This is a genomic window from Brevibacillus sp. SIMBA_040, assembly GCF_046535075.1.
GTDB lineage: Bacteria > Bacillota > Bacilli > Brevibacillales > Brevibacillaceae > Brevibacillus.
In genome coordinates this window covers 236563-249828 of the sequence record NZ_JAWRXI010000005.1, presented here as the reverse complement: position 1 = coordinate 249828, position 13266 = coordinate 236563, and the positions used below count along the sequence as shown (strand labels likewise).

Sequence of the window (13266 nt, the reverse complement as noted above, 5' to 3'; positions counted from 1 at the left end):
ATCTCGGTTTGTTAAACGGTCACCGTTACTTTTGCTCCTGCCATTTGGGCTGGCATCGCTTCTGTCGAGAACGTGATGGTCTCGAGTACGTGCAGCAAGGCAGATGCCGTATCCAGAGAGGTCAGGCACACAGCTCCGTTTTCCACTGCTTCACGGCGAATACGGAAGCCGTCACGCTGTGGTGTTTTTCCTTTGGTCAGCGTATTGAGCACGATGTTTGCTTCTCCTGTATGGATCACATCCAGCAGGTTTGGCGTGCCTTCAGACAGCTTGTTTACACGCGTTACTGGCAGTCCTGCCTGTTCCAGATAATCTGCGGTACCAGCAGTCGCCATCAGCTTGAAGCCCAGCTGACGGAATCGTTTTACGATGTCCAGTGCTTCTTCCTTGTCTTTATCGGCTACCGTCACGAGCAGTGTTCCTTGTGTCGGGATATTCATGCCAGCTGCTACCAAACCCTTGTAGAGCGCCTTTGCCAGCGTGCTCTCACGTCCCATCACTTCACCAGTAGACTTCATCTCAGGACCGAGCGTGATGTCTACACGACGCAGCTTGGCAAAGGAGAATACGGGCACTTTCACCGAAACTACTTTCTCTTCTGGATGGTAGCCAGGTGTAAAGCCTTGATCCACGATCGAGTGTCCGAGAATCGCCTTGGTTGCGATATTCGCCATCGGGATTCCTGTCACTTTAGAGAGGAATGGCACCGTACGGGAAGAGCGAGGATTTACCTCGATGACATATGGTCGATCTTTGTAGATAACGAACTGGATGTTGAGCAAGCCTTTAATTTGCAACGCGAGAGCCAGCTTGGTTGTCATTTCGACCAGCTCATCCTTGATCGCTTGCGACAAGGATTGTGGTGGATATACCGCAATCGAGTCACCCGAGTGAACCCCTGCACGCTCAATGTGCTCCATGATGCCTGGAATCAGGACGTTTTCGCCGTCGCAGATCGCATCTACTTCGGCTTCTATTCCTACCATGTACCGGTCTACGAGTACCGGATGATCAGGATTGACCTTTACTGCTTTTTCCATGTACTCCAAGAGTTCAGGCTGGTTGTAGACGATCTCCATCGCACGTCCACCGAGGACATAAGATGGGCGAACCAAGACTGGGAAGCCCAAGCCTTCTGCTGCGACCACAGCTTGTTCTACAGAAGTCACGGTTTTTCCTGGTGGTTGAGCGATGTTCAGCTCGCGCAAGAGTGCTTCGAACTTCTCGCGGTTTTCTGCCGCATCGATGTTTTCCAGGCTCGTTCCTAAAATTTTGATCCCGCGAGCAGCGAGCTTGTCAGCCAGATTGATTGCCGTTTGTCCGCCAAACTGTACGATGACACCCTCTGGTTTCTCTGCATCCAGAATGTTCATCACATCCTCGATGTACAGCGGTTCAAAGTAGAGACGATCGGAGGTGTTGAAGTCAGTTGAAACCGTTTCCGGGTTGTTGTTGACGATGACTGCTTCATAGCCAGCTTCTCTCAACGCCCAGACAGCATGTACGGTCGCATAGTCAAACTCAATACCTTGACCGATCCGGATAGGACCGGAGCCCAGCACGACTACGCGTTTTTTGCCTGTTTCGATACGCTCGTCCTCAGTCTCGTAGCTGGAGTAGTAGTATGGTGTCTGCGCTTCGAACTCAGCTGCGCAAGTATCAACCATTTTATAAACCGGAACAAATCCGTTTGCATTACGTAGTTCACGAACTGCATCCTCTGTTTGACCGGAGAGCTCTGCAATTTTTCTATCTGTAAAGCCCATGCGTTTTGCCTCATACAGCTTTTCAGTCGTCAAGCCTTGAGCCAATTCGGTTTCAAAAGCAACCAGCTTGTGGAACTTGTGCAGGAAAAACAGGTCGATCTTTGTCAGTGCATGCAGCTCATCGATTGTCCAGCCGCGACGCAGCGCTTCTGCCAGTAGGAACAAGCGCTCATCGTCTGCTTGTACGAGCCGTGCTTTCAGTTCTTCAGCCGGAATGTCTGCTGCTTCCTTGATTTCGATATGGTAGCTGCCGATCTCAAGCGAGCGGATTGCTTTCATGATCGATTCTTCAAACGTACGTCCGATCGCCATGACTTCGCCTGTCGCTTTCATCTGTGTTCCGAGCTTGCGGTTGGCAGATTGGAACTTGTCGAACGGCCAGCGAGGAATTTTGCTAACAATGTAGTCCAGTGTTGGCTCAAAGCATGCGTATGTTTGGCCTGTTACCGGGTTTTTCAGTTCATCCAGGGTGTAGCCAATCGCGATTTTTGCAGCCATTTTGGCAATTGGGTAACCAGTTGCTTTAGAAGCAAGCGCAGAGGAACGGCTCACGCGCGGGTTAACCTCGATCACATAGTATTGGAAGCTGTGCGGGTCGAGTGCGTATTGTACGTTGCATCCACCCTCAATTCCCAGTGCACGGATAATGTTCAGTGCGGAGGAGCGCAGCATTTGGTACTCGCGATCAGCGAGTGTTTGGCTCGGTGCTACTACAATCGAATCTCCCGTATGAACGCCAACAGGGTCGATATTTTCCATGTTGCAGACTACGATGCAGTTGTCGTTGGCATCGCGCATCACTTCGTACTCGATTTCCTTCATGCCCGCAATGCTCTTCTCGATCAGGCATTGGGTGATCGGCGAGTATTTCAAGCCGCTCGCGACAATTTCACGCAGAGTTTCTTCATCGTCACAAATACCGCCGCCAGTTCCACCCAAGGTGTAGGCTGGACGTACGATGATCGGATAGCCGATTTCATTTGCAAAGTTTACCGCTTCCTCAACTGTACTTACAATCACCGATTCAGGAACTGGCTCGCCCAGCTCATTCATCAGGGAGCGGAACAATTCACGGTCCTCTGCTTGCTTGATCGACTCCAGCTTGGTGCCGAGGAGCTTGACATTTTCTTGCTCCAGTACGCCTGCTTCAGCAAGCGCTACTGCCATGTTCAGACCTGTTTGGCCCCCCAGCGTTGGTAAAAGTCCGTCTGGCTTTTCTTTGCGAATGACACGCGCCACAAATTCTGGCGTGATTGGTTCGATGTACACTTTGTCAGCCATATTGGTGTCAGTCATGATAGTAGCTGGGTTGGAGTTGATCAGAACAACTTCCATTCCCTCTTCTTTCAAAGCTTCGCATGCTTGCGTACCTGCGTAGTCAAACTCAGCTGCTTGCCCGATAACGATAGGACCGGAACCGATCACGAGGATCTTTTTTAGATTAGCGTGTTTTGGCATGAGTTTTCTCCTCCTTAACGGTATCCATCATTGCAAGAAACTGGTCAAACAAGTAGCCGGAATCATAAGGGCCTGGCGCTGCTTCCGGGTGATATTGGACGGAGAAAGCGTTCTTCGACAGATTGCGAAGTCCCTCAATCGTCCCGTCATTTAGTGCGATATGTGTAATTTCCAGCTCAGTGCCAGCCAGCGATTCTTCCTGGACCGCGTAGCTATGGTTTTGCGAAGTAATGTAGGTTCTGCCTGTTGGCAATTCTTTCACCGGATGGTTTCCACCACGATGTCCGAATTTCAATTTCATGGAATCAGCGCCAGATGCGAGTGCGAACAATTGGTGCCCCAGACAAATTCCGAACAGTGGGTACTCTCCCAAAATCCCGCGAATCATCTCTACAGCCTCTGGCACATCCTTTGGATCTCCAGGTCCGTTCGAGAGCAGGATGCCATCCGGCTGGATACGGCGAATTTCTTCTGCTGTTACGTTGTAAGGAACAACCACCACGTCGCAGTTACGCTTTGTCAGCTCACGCAAGATTCCGTGCTTGGAGCCGAAGTCCACCAGTGCAACACGATGTCCGGTGCCTGGGCAGCAAAAGACGCTTTTAGTTGAGACGCGTGATACCTGGTCCGTCATCAGCTGTGTGCCTGTCAGTGCCGCAACCAGCTCGGCCAGCGGAGCTTCACTGGTTGTAATCATGCCTTTCATCGTTCCGTGGTAACGGATTTTTCTGGTCAGCATCCGCGTGTCAATTCCGGCGATCCCCGGAATGTCATATGTTTTCAAAAGCTCATCAAGTGTGTTGGTGTTGCGCCAGTTGCTTGGCATGTCACAGTGTTCTCGTACTACAAAGCCGTGAATGTATGGGCGCACAGCTTCAAAATCGTCCCGGTTGATTCCGTAATTTCCGATCAACGGATATGTCATCGTTACGATTTGTCCACAATAAGATGGGTCTGACAAAACCTCTTGATAACCCGTAAGGCCCGTATTGAACACGACTTCCCCGTAGGATTCCTTCGTCGCCCCAAAAGCTGTACCGATAAACTCTGTTCCGTCTTCCAAGATCAATCTAGCACGCATCTAACGCTCCTCCTTCTGTGTCGGGTAAGACACTATGCCTTACCCGTTTGGCCCGCCTGTGTTTGCTTGGCTGCTCTCTCTTTTTCTAATCCTCTTGATGTACGATTTTGCCATCTACCAGTGTCAGGGTTGGCCAGCCCTTGCATGTCCAGCCAGTGAACGGTGTATTGGTTCCTTTGCTCGCAAAGGTGGTCGGATCGATCGTTTTTTCTGTTTCCAGATCAATAACAGTCAAGTCTGCAGGTGCTCCTACTTCCAAACGACCGTATGGCAGTCCGAAAGCAGCGGCAGGTTTAATCGTAAGCAGCTCAACCAGTGTTTTCAGTGTCAGCTCACCCGTTTGAACGAGATGAGTGTAGAGCAGCGGGAAAGCTGTCTCCAGTCCGACGATGCCAAACGGTGCGCGGTTGATGCCGTTTGCTTTTTCTTCTGCTGTATGAGGTGCATGGTCAGTTGCAATCATGTCAATCGTGCCATCCTTCAGTCCTGCGATGAGCGCAGCGCGATCCTCACGGGAGCGAAGCGGCGGATTCATTTTCCAGTTTGTATCGAGATTGTCTGGAATATCCTCGTCACACAAGAGCAGATGGTGTGGTGTCACTTCGCATGTAACGTTCACTCCTGCACGTTTGCCATCCCGTACAAGACGGACAGATTCTTTTGCACTGATGTGACATACATGGTAGTGGACACCTGTTTGTTCTGCCAGCAAGATGTCGCGTCCTACGTGGATGGATTCCGATTCAGATGGGATACCAGGCAGTCCATGACGGGCAGCTACAACTCCATCGTGCAAAGCAGCACCCGGGATCAACAAGTCTTCATCCTCGCAGTGAGCAACGATCGAGATTCCGAGCTCAGCCGCTGCTTTCATCGCTGTTTTCATCATGCCAGTAGCTTGTACTCCTACTCCGTCATCTGTCAGGGCAAAAATTCCTGCTTCCTTCAATCCAGCAAAGTCGGTCAGTTCTTTCCCCAATTGGCGAATCGTAATCGCGCCGTATGGAATCACACGTGCCATACCAGCCTCGCGTGCTTTGTCCAAAATGTACTTCACTGTCTCCACGCTATCAATGGATGGGCGCGTATTAGGCATGCAGGAGATGGTTGTAAAGCCCCCTTTTACAGCTGCCTTTGCTCCTGTTTCGATTGTTTCTTTATGTTCAAATCCAGGCTCGCGCAAATGAACGTGCACGTCGATGAGTCCTGCGCTGATCATGCCGCCTTTGCAGTCGATCCATTCGTGTCCTTCTCGCGTTATCGCCTCGCCAATTGCTTTGATTTGTCCCTCTTCAACCAATATTTCTACCGGGATAAGCTCTCCCGCTTGATTTAGTATGTTGCCGTTGCCAAGGATGGTTCCCATGTCATTTCGCTCCCTTTCAGCAAAGTTTCTAGTACTGCCATGCGTGCTGCCACTCCGTTGGTTACCTGTCTTTGAATCAGTGATGTCTCGCTCTCTACCAAGTCTGTATGAATCTCTACGCCACGATTCACTGGTGCCGGATGCATAATCACCGCGCCAGCCTTCATCATTTTTGCTCGTTCCAGTGTCAGTCCATGTGCCTGATGATACTCTTCCTTGGAAATGTAGAGTGATTCAGCGTGGCGCTCCAGTTGAACACGAAGCATCATGACAACATCCGCCGTCTGAACTGCTTCTTCCATGCTGACGATTTTCACGCCATCGGGCACGTGAGCCGGCATCATGCTGGTCGGTCCAGAGAGAAGCAGATTGATACCGAGCTTCGGCATCGCGTGCAAATGTGAGCCAAGCACGCGGCTGTGCCGCAGGTCGCCGATAATCGAGACGGTGAGTCCTGCCAGCTTGCCGAACTGTCTTTTCATCGTCAACAGGTCGAGCAAACATTGTGTCGGGTGCTCATTTGTTCCGTCGCCTGCATTGATCAGCTTCATGTCGACTGTTTCTGCCAGCTCTTGCAGCAAACCTTCTTTTTTCGTGCGGATGACAGCTGCCTCCACTCCCATCGCTTCCAGCGTGCGGATGGTGTCATACACCGTCTCACCTTTTACAGCAGAGGAGGTTTCAGGTATGAAGTTTAACACGTGGGCTCCCAGTCTCTTTTGGGCTACTTCAAAAGAGAAGCGGGTTCTGGTGCTTGCTTCAAAGAACAGATTTGCCACAAAGCGCCCGTGCAAAATAGTTGCTTGCTCGGCAGGGCGATTCGCCCAGTAATCTGCACGGTCCAGCAGTCGAATCATCTGCTCTTTGGTTAAATCTTTCAAGCCAATCAGGTGCGCCATGTTGTTCATCTTGCATTCCTCCGTTTTCTCTGATTTATAAGAAAACCTCTACCGAGGCTTGTTCACGGTGGAGCGACCGCGTTTAAGCGGAAAGATTTCATTCGCTCCAGGTCGAAAGAAAAAGCTTCTTGAATCGCGTTGCCGATGAGAGGGCAAGCGAGACAAGAAGCTGTGTAGTCCGCCGATTTTTGGCGTCGTTAAACAGCGTTCTATGCCTTGCCAGCCTCTCGGGACTGGATTTAAAGGAATGAGGAACGTATCAAGCTGTTTCTGTATTTTGTTCCTGCTCGCGGTTTGCCTCTCCCATCGCTGACTCCTTGCCTGGCAGAATCACATGCAGGATGATGCCGAGGAAGGTAGAGAAGGCGATATTGTCGATGGTTAAATCGCTTAAGACTCCTGAGCCCGCGAAGCTGATTTTATATCCGCCGATTCCTGTAACCAGAATCGCTGCGGCGACGATCATGTTGCGTTTATTGGCAAAGTCTACTTTGTTTTCAACATACATCCGCAGACCCTGTGCTGCGATAATTCCGAACAGGATGATGGAGACTCCACCCAAGACCGGGGTCGGAATGCTCATCAACAGCGTGCTAATTTTGCCGATGAAGGCGAACAAGATGGCCATTACTGCTGCCAGTGCGATCACCACTCGGCTGTAAACCCGTGTGATGGCGAGTACGCCGATGTTTTCTCCATACGTCGTAGCTGGTGGTCCCCCGATAAAGGCAGCCAGTGATGTAGCAATACCATCACCGAGCAAGCTGCGGTGCAGACCCGGATTTTTCATCAAATCGCGGTCCATAACCTTGCTCGTTACGAGCAGGTGACCCAAGTGCTCAGCGAGTGTTACAAACGCTACCGGAGCGATAACCAGTGCTGCGATCCAAGCAGATGGCTGCGTGATGACTTCTGCTACTGCACCGAACTTGAAGTGAGTACTGAACATTTCTCCAAAGCTTACGAACACAGGCGCGTCAGCTACCTTTTGAAAGTCGATCAAGCCAGGGTGGCGCAAGAGGGTGTACACATACCCTACGATAATTCCGATCAGAATTGGAATCAGTCCGAAGAACCCGCGCAGCATAACCGCTGCAAGAATGGTCACGATCATGGTAACCAGTGAGATTTCTATGGATGTAAGCGACATTTGTGATTGACCGTCTACGGTCACTTTCGTTGCCATATCTACTGCTACGCCTGCAAGACTGAGTCCGATTACTACGATAACCGATGCGATTACGACGGGAGGCAGTACCTTGTCAAGCCACTTGACTCCAGCCTTCTTCACTATCGCCGCGACGATGATGTACACAATCCCGGAGAGGAAGCAGCCCAGAAGCGCCGTTCCTACACCATGTGATGCTGTTACCGCAATGATTGGTCCGATGAAGGCGAATGAGGAACCGAGGTAATTCGGTATTTTTCCTTTTGTAATCCACAGGAACAGCAGCGTTCCAATACCGCTCGTGAACAGGGCAGTGGCTACATCCAGTCCAGTCAGGATCGGTACGAGTACAGTCGAACCAAACATGGCGAACAGATGCTGGATGCTAAGTGGCAGCAATCGAGATATATGTGGAGTTTCGTCTACGTCTACAAAGTTTTTTTGGCTCATGACCCTATGTTCCCCCTGTGCTACTGTTTTCTTTCGTTCATACAAAAAGCCTCTTTGTGTGGGCACAAAGAGGCTAGCTTCTCCATCATCAAGTGGGAAGTTTCCTGCCTCTTGCCGACCTCACGGGATCGTTTTTAAAGAGGAATCATTCAATTTTTACAGGAGCTGCCGGATCGATACGATATCCATCACGTCAACCTCATCCAGCTGCACATCGACAATTTCAGTGCGGGCTGTCGGAACATTTTTTCCTACGAAATCGGGTCTGATGGGTAGCTCGCGATGGCCGCGATCGACCAGTACAGCCAGTTGGATCATCCGCGGACGTCCGTTGTCAATAAGTGCGTCAAGCGCAGCTCGTACCGTACGTCCGGTGTAAAGTACATCATCTACGAGAATAACCGTTTTACCCGTAATTTGGGATGGGAGGGACGAGCCCTGCAAGACGGCATCTTCTGACTTGTGCTGCAAGTCGTCACGGTAGAATGTAATATCCAGCTCACCGACTGGTACTTTCACATTCTCGATCATTTCGATTCTTTCCACCAGACGTTGTGCCAAATAAATCCCTCTGGTTTTGATGCCGACAATGATACAGTCCTCGACACCCTTGTTTCGTTCAATAATTTCGTGTGCAATTCGTGTGAGCGCCCGGCGAATTGCTGCTTCATCCATGATGACACTTTTGTTGATCATCTGCTTTTCCCTCCTCGACGGGAACAGTGGACTTATAGAAAAACGGCTCCTTGTCAGGAGACAAGAAGCCGTTTGGACAAGGTTAGCTGTCGGAGGATTCCCCCTCTTACTGCTACCATGTCTCTTCCGTGCCCTTGCCAGCCTCACTGGACTGGATTTAAAGGTTCCATTCGTCATGTTGAATTATGTCATGGAACAAGACAGGTGTCAATGGAATCAAAAGAAATCTAACTATTCCAATAGACACGAATCCACGGTGGCAAATAATTGGCGTAATATCCGATGTCTCCTGTGATGCCTTTGATAAGCTCAACTTCCTTATTTCCTTGCTTCAAATACAATGACCCACTCTGTGCTGTATTCATTCTCATGAACAACAGCTGTGTACCATCCTTGGAAGGTATCGCGTAGTAATCAGCAGTCTGCTCGGTTCCCTGTGTCACCTGCTTTTGCTCACCATTTCCTGTCCACATCCATATACGTTGACCGGGCACCATCACTTTTTTCGGATCATAGGCATACTCAGTGCCCTTTCCACGCGCGAAGTAGAGCGCACCTTGTTCTTTGCTTGTCCAGACAGGTAGTGTATCCACCCATTCTTTTTGACTGGCTGGCATGACCTTGCCCCCGCGATCTGCCAGATTCAGATGTTTGTTCATCGTGGCAATACGTTCAGCTCCCTCTATAAATGCGAGATATTTACTATCGGGTGACCAGGCCAGCCATTCTGGATACGCCAGACCTGTTCCAAGCTCTATTGGAAGCTGATTTGGCTGTGTCAAATTAAATAACTGGATCGGTACGCCATCTGCTGACAGGGAACCGGAGTTATAGCGAACAAAAAAAGCAACGCGTGTACCATCAGGAGATACAGTCAAGCCTTCGGGAGCCCAAGGATAAATCCCTTCCTCCACTTTTGGTGGCTTAGCAACAGGATAGGTAGCTAGCGGTTTTCCCGCAAGGCTTTGAATTACAAGTGTCATCGCCCGATCCTTCTCTGCTGGCGTGGAGACCAGCAGCTTTTCACCATCAGGCATCCATGTAAAATCAATGATATCTGCTATCGTTTTACTTTGCAGTGCGAGCTGACCACTATCTGAAATGGTTTTGAGGACAAGCTGCGAAGTCGGCATTTCATTGCTTCCGATGTTGATTGTATAGGCGAATGTGTTTGCTTTTGGCGACCATTTCGGTTTTTCCATGACGGGGCTTTCGTCTACTTGGATGGCCCCGCTCCCATCGCTTTTTACCGCCCACAAATAGCCAGGCGTCGAGTAATTGTCATTTCCTTTGTATTGGAGGTACAACAGCCACTTTCCATCATGCGACCAATCAACGATCTCTGCGAATCCTTTCGTCGTAATTTGTTTGGGAGCTACATCCTGTTTGCTTCCATCCAGTAAATAAAGCTGCTGGTGACTAGTGAAAGCAATGTTCGCTGGAACGCTCACGTTCTTGTTTACTCGCTCTGGTATATTCCCAATCTCAGCAGCCATAACCTGGCTACCCCCTGCAATCAGCATGGCAAACGTACTGGCTATGCTAATAAGTCTGCTCCATCCCTTATGCATCTGTCATTTCCTCCCTACTTCCTCATTGTAAAAAACGCCAGAAGAAAGCTCTTTGCTCTCTACTAGCGTTTTCCGTTCACATACTCATTATGTAAGCCTCACATCGTTGTCGGTTGCAGTAGCAAAAAACGATTTCCGTACAGGTCCTCAAAAATGACTTCCTTTCCGTACATCACCTCATGAGGTTCACTGATAAACTTCACCCCACGCTGCTGGAAGGTCTCATACGTACCTTGAAAATCCTCGGTTTGCCATACCCACATTGGATTTTTGCCTACCTGCTGGAGCATGGCTTGTGCTACGTCTTCCCGGTGCCAGTGCGTAGGATCATGCAACACGATTTCCAGCTCTTGATCAGGCAACCCGATGGTAAGCCACCGAGAGCCGTCATCCATTTTGGAATCCATCCGTTTTTGAAAACCGAGTTTTTCTGTGTAAAACTGGAGCGCTTCCTCACAATCGTGGACATACAACGTCACATGAGCTAACCGCTTAAGCATTTACGATTCCTCCAGCTTTATTATTGTCGTAGGAATTGCATCGTATCAACCAATTCTTTAGGCATCGGCGCCTCAAATTCCAACCGCTCGCCTGTCCGCGGATGGGTAAAGCCAAGTGTCTTCGCATGCAAGGCTTGTCCGTCCAGATCAAGTGTATCTTTTGGTCCGTACTTGGGATCACCTGCAAGTGGATAGCCAATATATTTCATATGCACACGAATTTGGTGTGTACGTCCCGTTTCCAGCTTGAGCTCAACAAGAGTATGCTCCTTGAAGCGTTCCAGCACAACAAAATGAGTAATCGCTGGCTTGCTGTTCTCAAATACGACGGCCATTTGCTGTCTATTTTTCGGGTCGCGACCGATAGGGGCATCAATGGTTCCCATTTCATGCGGAATAACCCCATGAACTATCGCCACGTATTTGCGATCCACAGTATGCTCTTTCAGTTGTTCAGCCAGTCCGACATGTGCCTTGTCATTTTTAGCAACCATCAACAAGCCCGATGTATCCTTGTCAATACGATGGACAACTCCAGGACGCAGCACACCATTAATTCCTGATAAATCCTTGCAGTGCGCCAGCAAGCCGTTCACGAGTGTACCACTGTAGTGGCCTGGTGCCGGATGGACAACCAGACCTCTCTGCTTGTTCACAACGACGACGTCACTGTCCTCATAGACGATTTCTAGAGGCATTGGCTCTGGTTCGATCGTCATTTCCTTTGGCGGCGGAACACGCAGGGTAACCTCATCCTCAGCTTGTAGCTTGTAATTGTTTTTGATTGGTTCGCCGTTAACTGTTACGCGCCCTTCCTTGATCCAGGCTTGGACTTGCGAGCGCGACCAGTCTTCATTTTGCAGGGTAATATATTTGTCGATCCGCTCACTTACATCGGCGGGCTCTACATTCCAATCATAACGTTCAAATAATTGCGTGTCGTTCATGCTTGTCTCCTCATTAGGTAACTATGTAAGCATCTGCTCGTTAGTATCAACGAAAACAGACTCTTCCATTACCGGTCTTTTTTCTTACCATCTAGCAGAACGTCGAGAAGCAAAAGGCCTACCCCGATTGTAATCGCCATATCAGCCACGTTGAAAATCGGAAAATGGATCAAGGTGAAATCGAGAAAGTCAACAACCTGGCCAGTAGTGGCACGATCAATAAAGTTTCCAATGGCTCCACCCAGTACCAATGACAGTGCGAGGGAAGCGCGTGGTTGTTTTTTTCCAATGCGAATCAGGGAGAACACGATTCCGACGACTACAGCGACTGTAATGACGATAAACAGCCAGCGTTGGTTTTGCAAAATACCAAAGGCTGCTCCCATATTTCGATGTGAGGTGAGATGAAATACATCAGCGATCAACGGAATTGATTCTCCTCGCTCCATGTAATTCAATACGAGATGCTTGGTCCACTGATCAAGCGCAATAATGACTGCAGCAATGAGATAATACAACAATGGAATATCCTCCTTCATCTGACTCGATCAGCCTAGCAATCACATTTGTCAAATGTTCATTTTACCAGAGTAAGGTTATCGGAACAAGCGCCATGCTTTTTTATACAAACGGTATCCTTTGCGTACCCCATCCAGTACCCACAGAGGAATTTTCCATCCTCGATCCTTTAAAAAAGGCAGGTATACCTTGTAATATGCCTTCCGTAAATCACGCCACTTACTATCTGGAATGTTTTTGTAGTAGTCTGACACGTCGATCAGATAGCCTCGTCCCTGATTCATTAAGACGTTTTTCCCATGAACATCGTGTGGAAACAAGCCTTTTTTGCGCGCCTCCTCCAGCGCTTCTTCTACGTCTTCGATCACTCTTGGGGGGATTGGGATGCCAAAACGCACACAATCAAACAGCGATATGCCATTCATACGCTTAATCACCAAATAGCCTTCTCCCGAATCGTAGCATATGGGGAACGAGCGCGTCTCCCCCAACTTGCGATACACTTCGATTTCATTTTCCCAGCCAGGACGTCCTGGAGCATACAGCTTAATAACTACAGGCGGGTAGTCAGGATGAGCGAAGACAGCAGCGTAATTTCCAGTTCCCACCAGCTCCCACGGATAGGGTGTATGGAGAACAACAACCGGGTCATCTGGCGACTGGCTTTCTACCTTTACTTCTTGTAAAAAAGACTGCAATACTTGTTGGTCTATACGCATAGTTCCTCATCTCTCATCTAGATACCGACTTCACACATATATTGATTCTAGCAAAATGTTTTTTTATAAAAAACCCCCAAATCAAACACTTTACAAACACCTGTGGCAATCAGCTTGCAGCAAAAG

At 49.3% G+C, this 13266-nt stretch carries 11 protein-coding genes; all 11 read right to left on the bottom strand.

Annotated elements, in window-relative coordinates:
- Nucleotides 1–11 precede the first annotated feature (11 nt).
- Nucleotides 12–3224 (bottom strand): carbamoyl-phosphate synthase large subunit, encoded by a 3213-nt coding sequence (carB, locus tag SB752_RS10995; protein WP_410715690.1) that lies wholly within the window; start codon nucleotides 3222–3224, stop codon nucleotides 12–14.
- Entirely contained in the window at nucleotides 3208–4305 is a 1098-nt protein-coding gene (locus SB752_RS10990) for a carbamoyl phosphate synthase small subunit (protein WP_410715689.1), read from the bottom strand. Before SB752_RS10990 ends, carB begins: the two co-directional genes overlap by 17 nt.
- An 85-nt stretch (nucleotides 4306–4390) precedes the next feature.
- The gene (locus tag SB752_RS10985) at nucleotides 4391–5671 is read right to left on the bottom strand and encodes a dihydroorotase (protein WP_410715688.1); all 1281 of its coding nucleotides are present in this window, start codon (nucleotides 5669–5671) and stop codon (nucleotides 4391–4393) included.
- On the bottom strand, nucleotides 5638–6579 hold the full coding sequence (locus tag SB752_RS10980) for an aspartate carbamoyltransferase catalytic subunit (protein WP_410715687.1): 942 nt from the start codon (nucleotides 6577–6579) through the stop codon (nucleotides 5638–5640). Before SB752_RS10980 ends, SB752_RS10985 begins: the two co-directional genes overlap by 34 nt.
- A gap of 250 nt (nucleotides 6580–6829) precedes the next feature.
- Complete coding sequence (locus tag SB752_RS10975) at nucleotides 6830–8188, bottom strand: solute carrier family 23 protein (RefSeq protein WP_410715686.1); 1359 nt, start codon at nucleotides 8186–8188, stop codon at nucleotides 6830–6832.
- Between the two features lie 156 nt (nucleotides 8189–8344).
- A complete protein-coding gene (gene pyrR, locus SB752_RS10970) occupies nucleotides 8345–8884 on the bottom strand; it encodes a bifunctional pyr operon transcriptional regulator/uracil phosphoribosyltransferase PyrR (RefSeq protein ID WP_049738567.1) in 540 nt (179 codons plus the stop codon).
- A 227-nt stretch (nucleotides 8885–9111) separates the two neighbouring features.
- Nucleotides 9112–10455 carry a hypothetical protein gene (locus SB752_RS10965; protein WP_410715685.1) on the bottom strand — a complete coding sequence of 448 codons (1344 nt, stop codon included), beginning with the start codon at nucleotides 10453–10455 and terminating at the stop codon, nucleotides 9112–9114.
- A gap of 98 nt (nucleotides 10456–10553) precedes the next feature.
- The gene (locus tag SB752_RS10960; protein WP_410715684.1) at nucleotides 10554–10955 is read right to left on the bottom strand and encodes a VOC family protein; all 402 of its coding nucleotides are present in this window, start codon (nucleotides 10953–10955) and stop codon (nucleotides 10554–10556) included.
- A gap of 20 nt (nucleotides 10956–10975) precedes the next feature.
- On the bottom strand, nucleotides 10976–11902 hold the full coding sequence (locus SB752_RS10955; protein ID WP_410715683.1) for an RluA family pseudouridine synthase: 927 nt from the start codon (nucleotides 11900–11902) through the stop codon (nucleotides 10976–10978).
- 68 nt (nucleotides 11903–11970) lie between these two features.
- A complete protein-coding gene (gene lspA, locus SB752_RS10950; protein ID WP_410715682.1) occupies nucleotides 11971–12423 on the bottom strand; it encodes a signal peptidase II in 453 nt (150 codons plus the stop codon).
- A gap of 75 nt (nucleotides 12424–12498) precedes the next feature.
- Entirely contained in the window at nucleotides 12499–13140 is a 642-nt protein-coding gene (locus SB752_RS10945) for a serine/threonine protein kinase (RefSeq protein ID WP_410715681.1), read from the bottom strand.
- Between the last annotated feature and the right edge of the window lie 126 nt (nucleotides 13141–13266).

Excerpts from the sequence above, each read along its gene's own strand:
- carB (WP_410715690.1), bottom strand. The coding sequence starts at position 3,224 with ATGCCAAAACACGCTAATCTAAAAAAGATCCTCGTGATCGGTTCCGGT.
- SB752_RS10990 (WP_410715689.1), bottom strand. The coding sequence starts at position 4,305 with ATGCGTGCTAGATTGATCTTGGAAGACGGAACAGAGTTTATCGGTACA.
- SB752_RS10985 (WP_410715688.1), bottom strand. The coding sequence starts at position 5,671 with ATGGGAACCATCCTTGGCAACGGCAACATACTAAATCAAGCGGGAGAG.
- SB752_RS10980 (WP_410715687.1), bottom strand. The coding sequence starts at position 6,579 with ATGAACAACATGGCGCACCTGATTGGCTTGAAAGATTTAACCAAAGAG.
- SB752_RS10975 (WP_410715686.1), bottom strand. The coding sequence starts at position 8,188 with ATGAGCCAAAAAAACTTTGTAGACGTAGACGAAACTCCACATATATCT.
- pyrR (WP_049738567.1), bottom strand. The coding sequence starts at position 8,884 with ATGATCAACAAAAGTGTCATCATGGATGAAGCAGCAATTCGCCGGGCG.
- SB752_RS10965 (WP_410715685.1), bottom strand. The coding sequence starts at position 10,455 with ATGCATAAGGGATGGAGCAGACTTATTAGCATAGCCAGTACGTTTGCC.
- SB752_RS10960 (WP_410715684.1), bottom strand. The coding sequence starts at position 10,955 with ATGCTTAAGCGGTTAGCTCATGTGACGTTGTATGTCCACGATTGTGAG.
- SB752_RS10955 (WP_410715683.1), bottom strand. The coding sequence starts at position 11,902 with ATGAACGACACGCAATTATTTGAACGTTATGATTGGAATGTAGAGCCC.
- SB752_RS10945 (WP_410715681.1), bottom strand. The coding sequence starts at position 13,140 with ATGCGTATAGACCAACAAGTATTGCAGTCTTTTTTACAAGAAGTAAAG.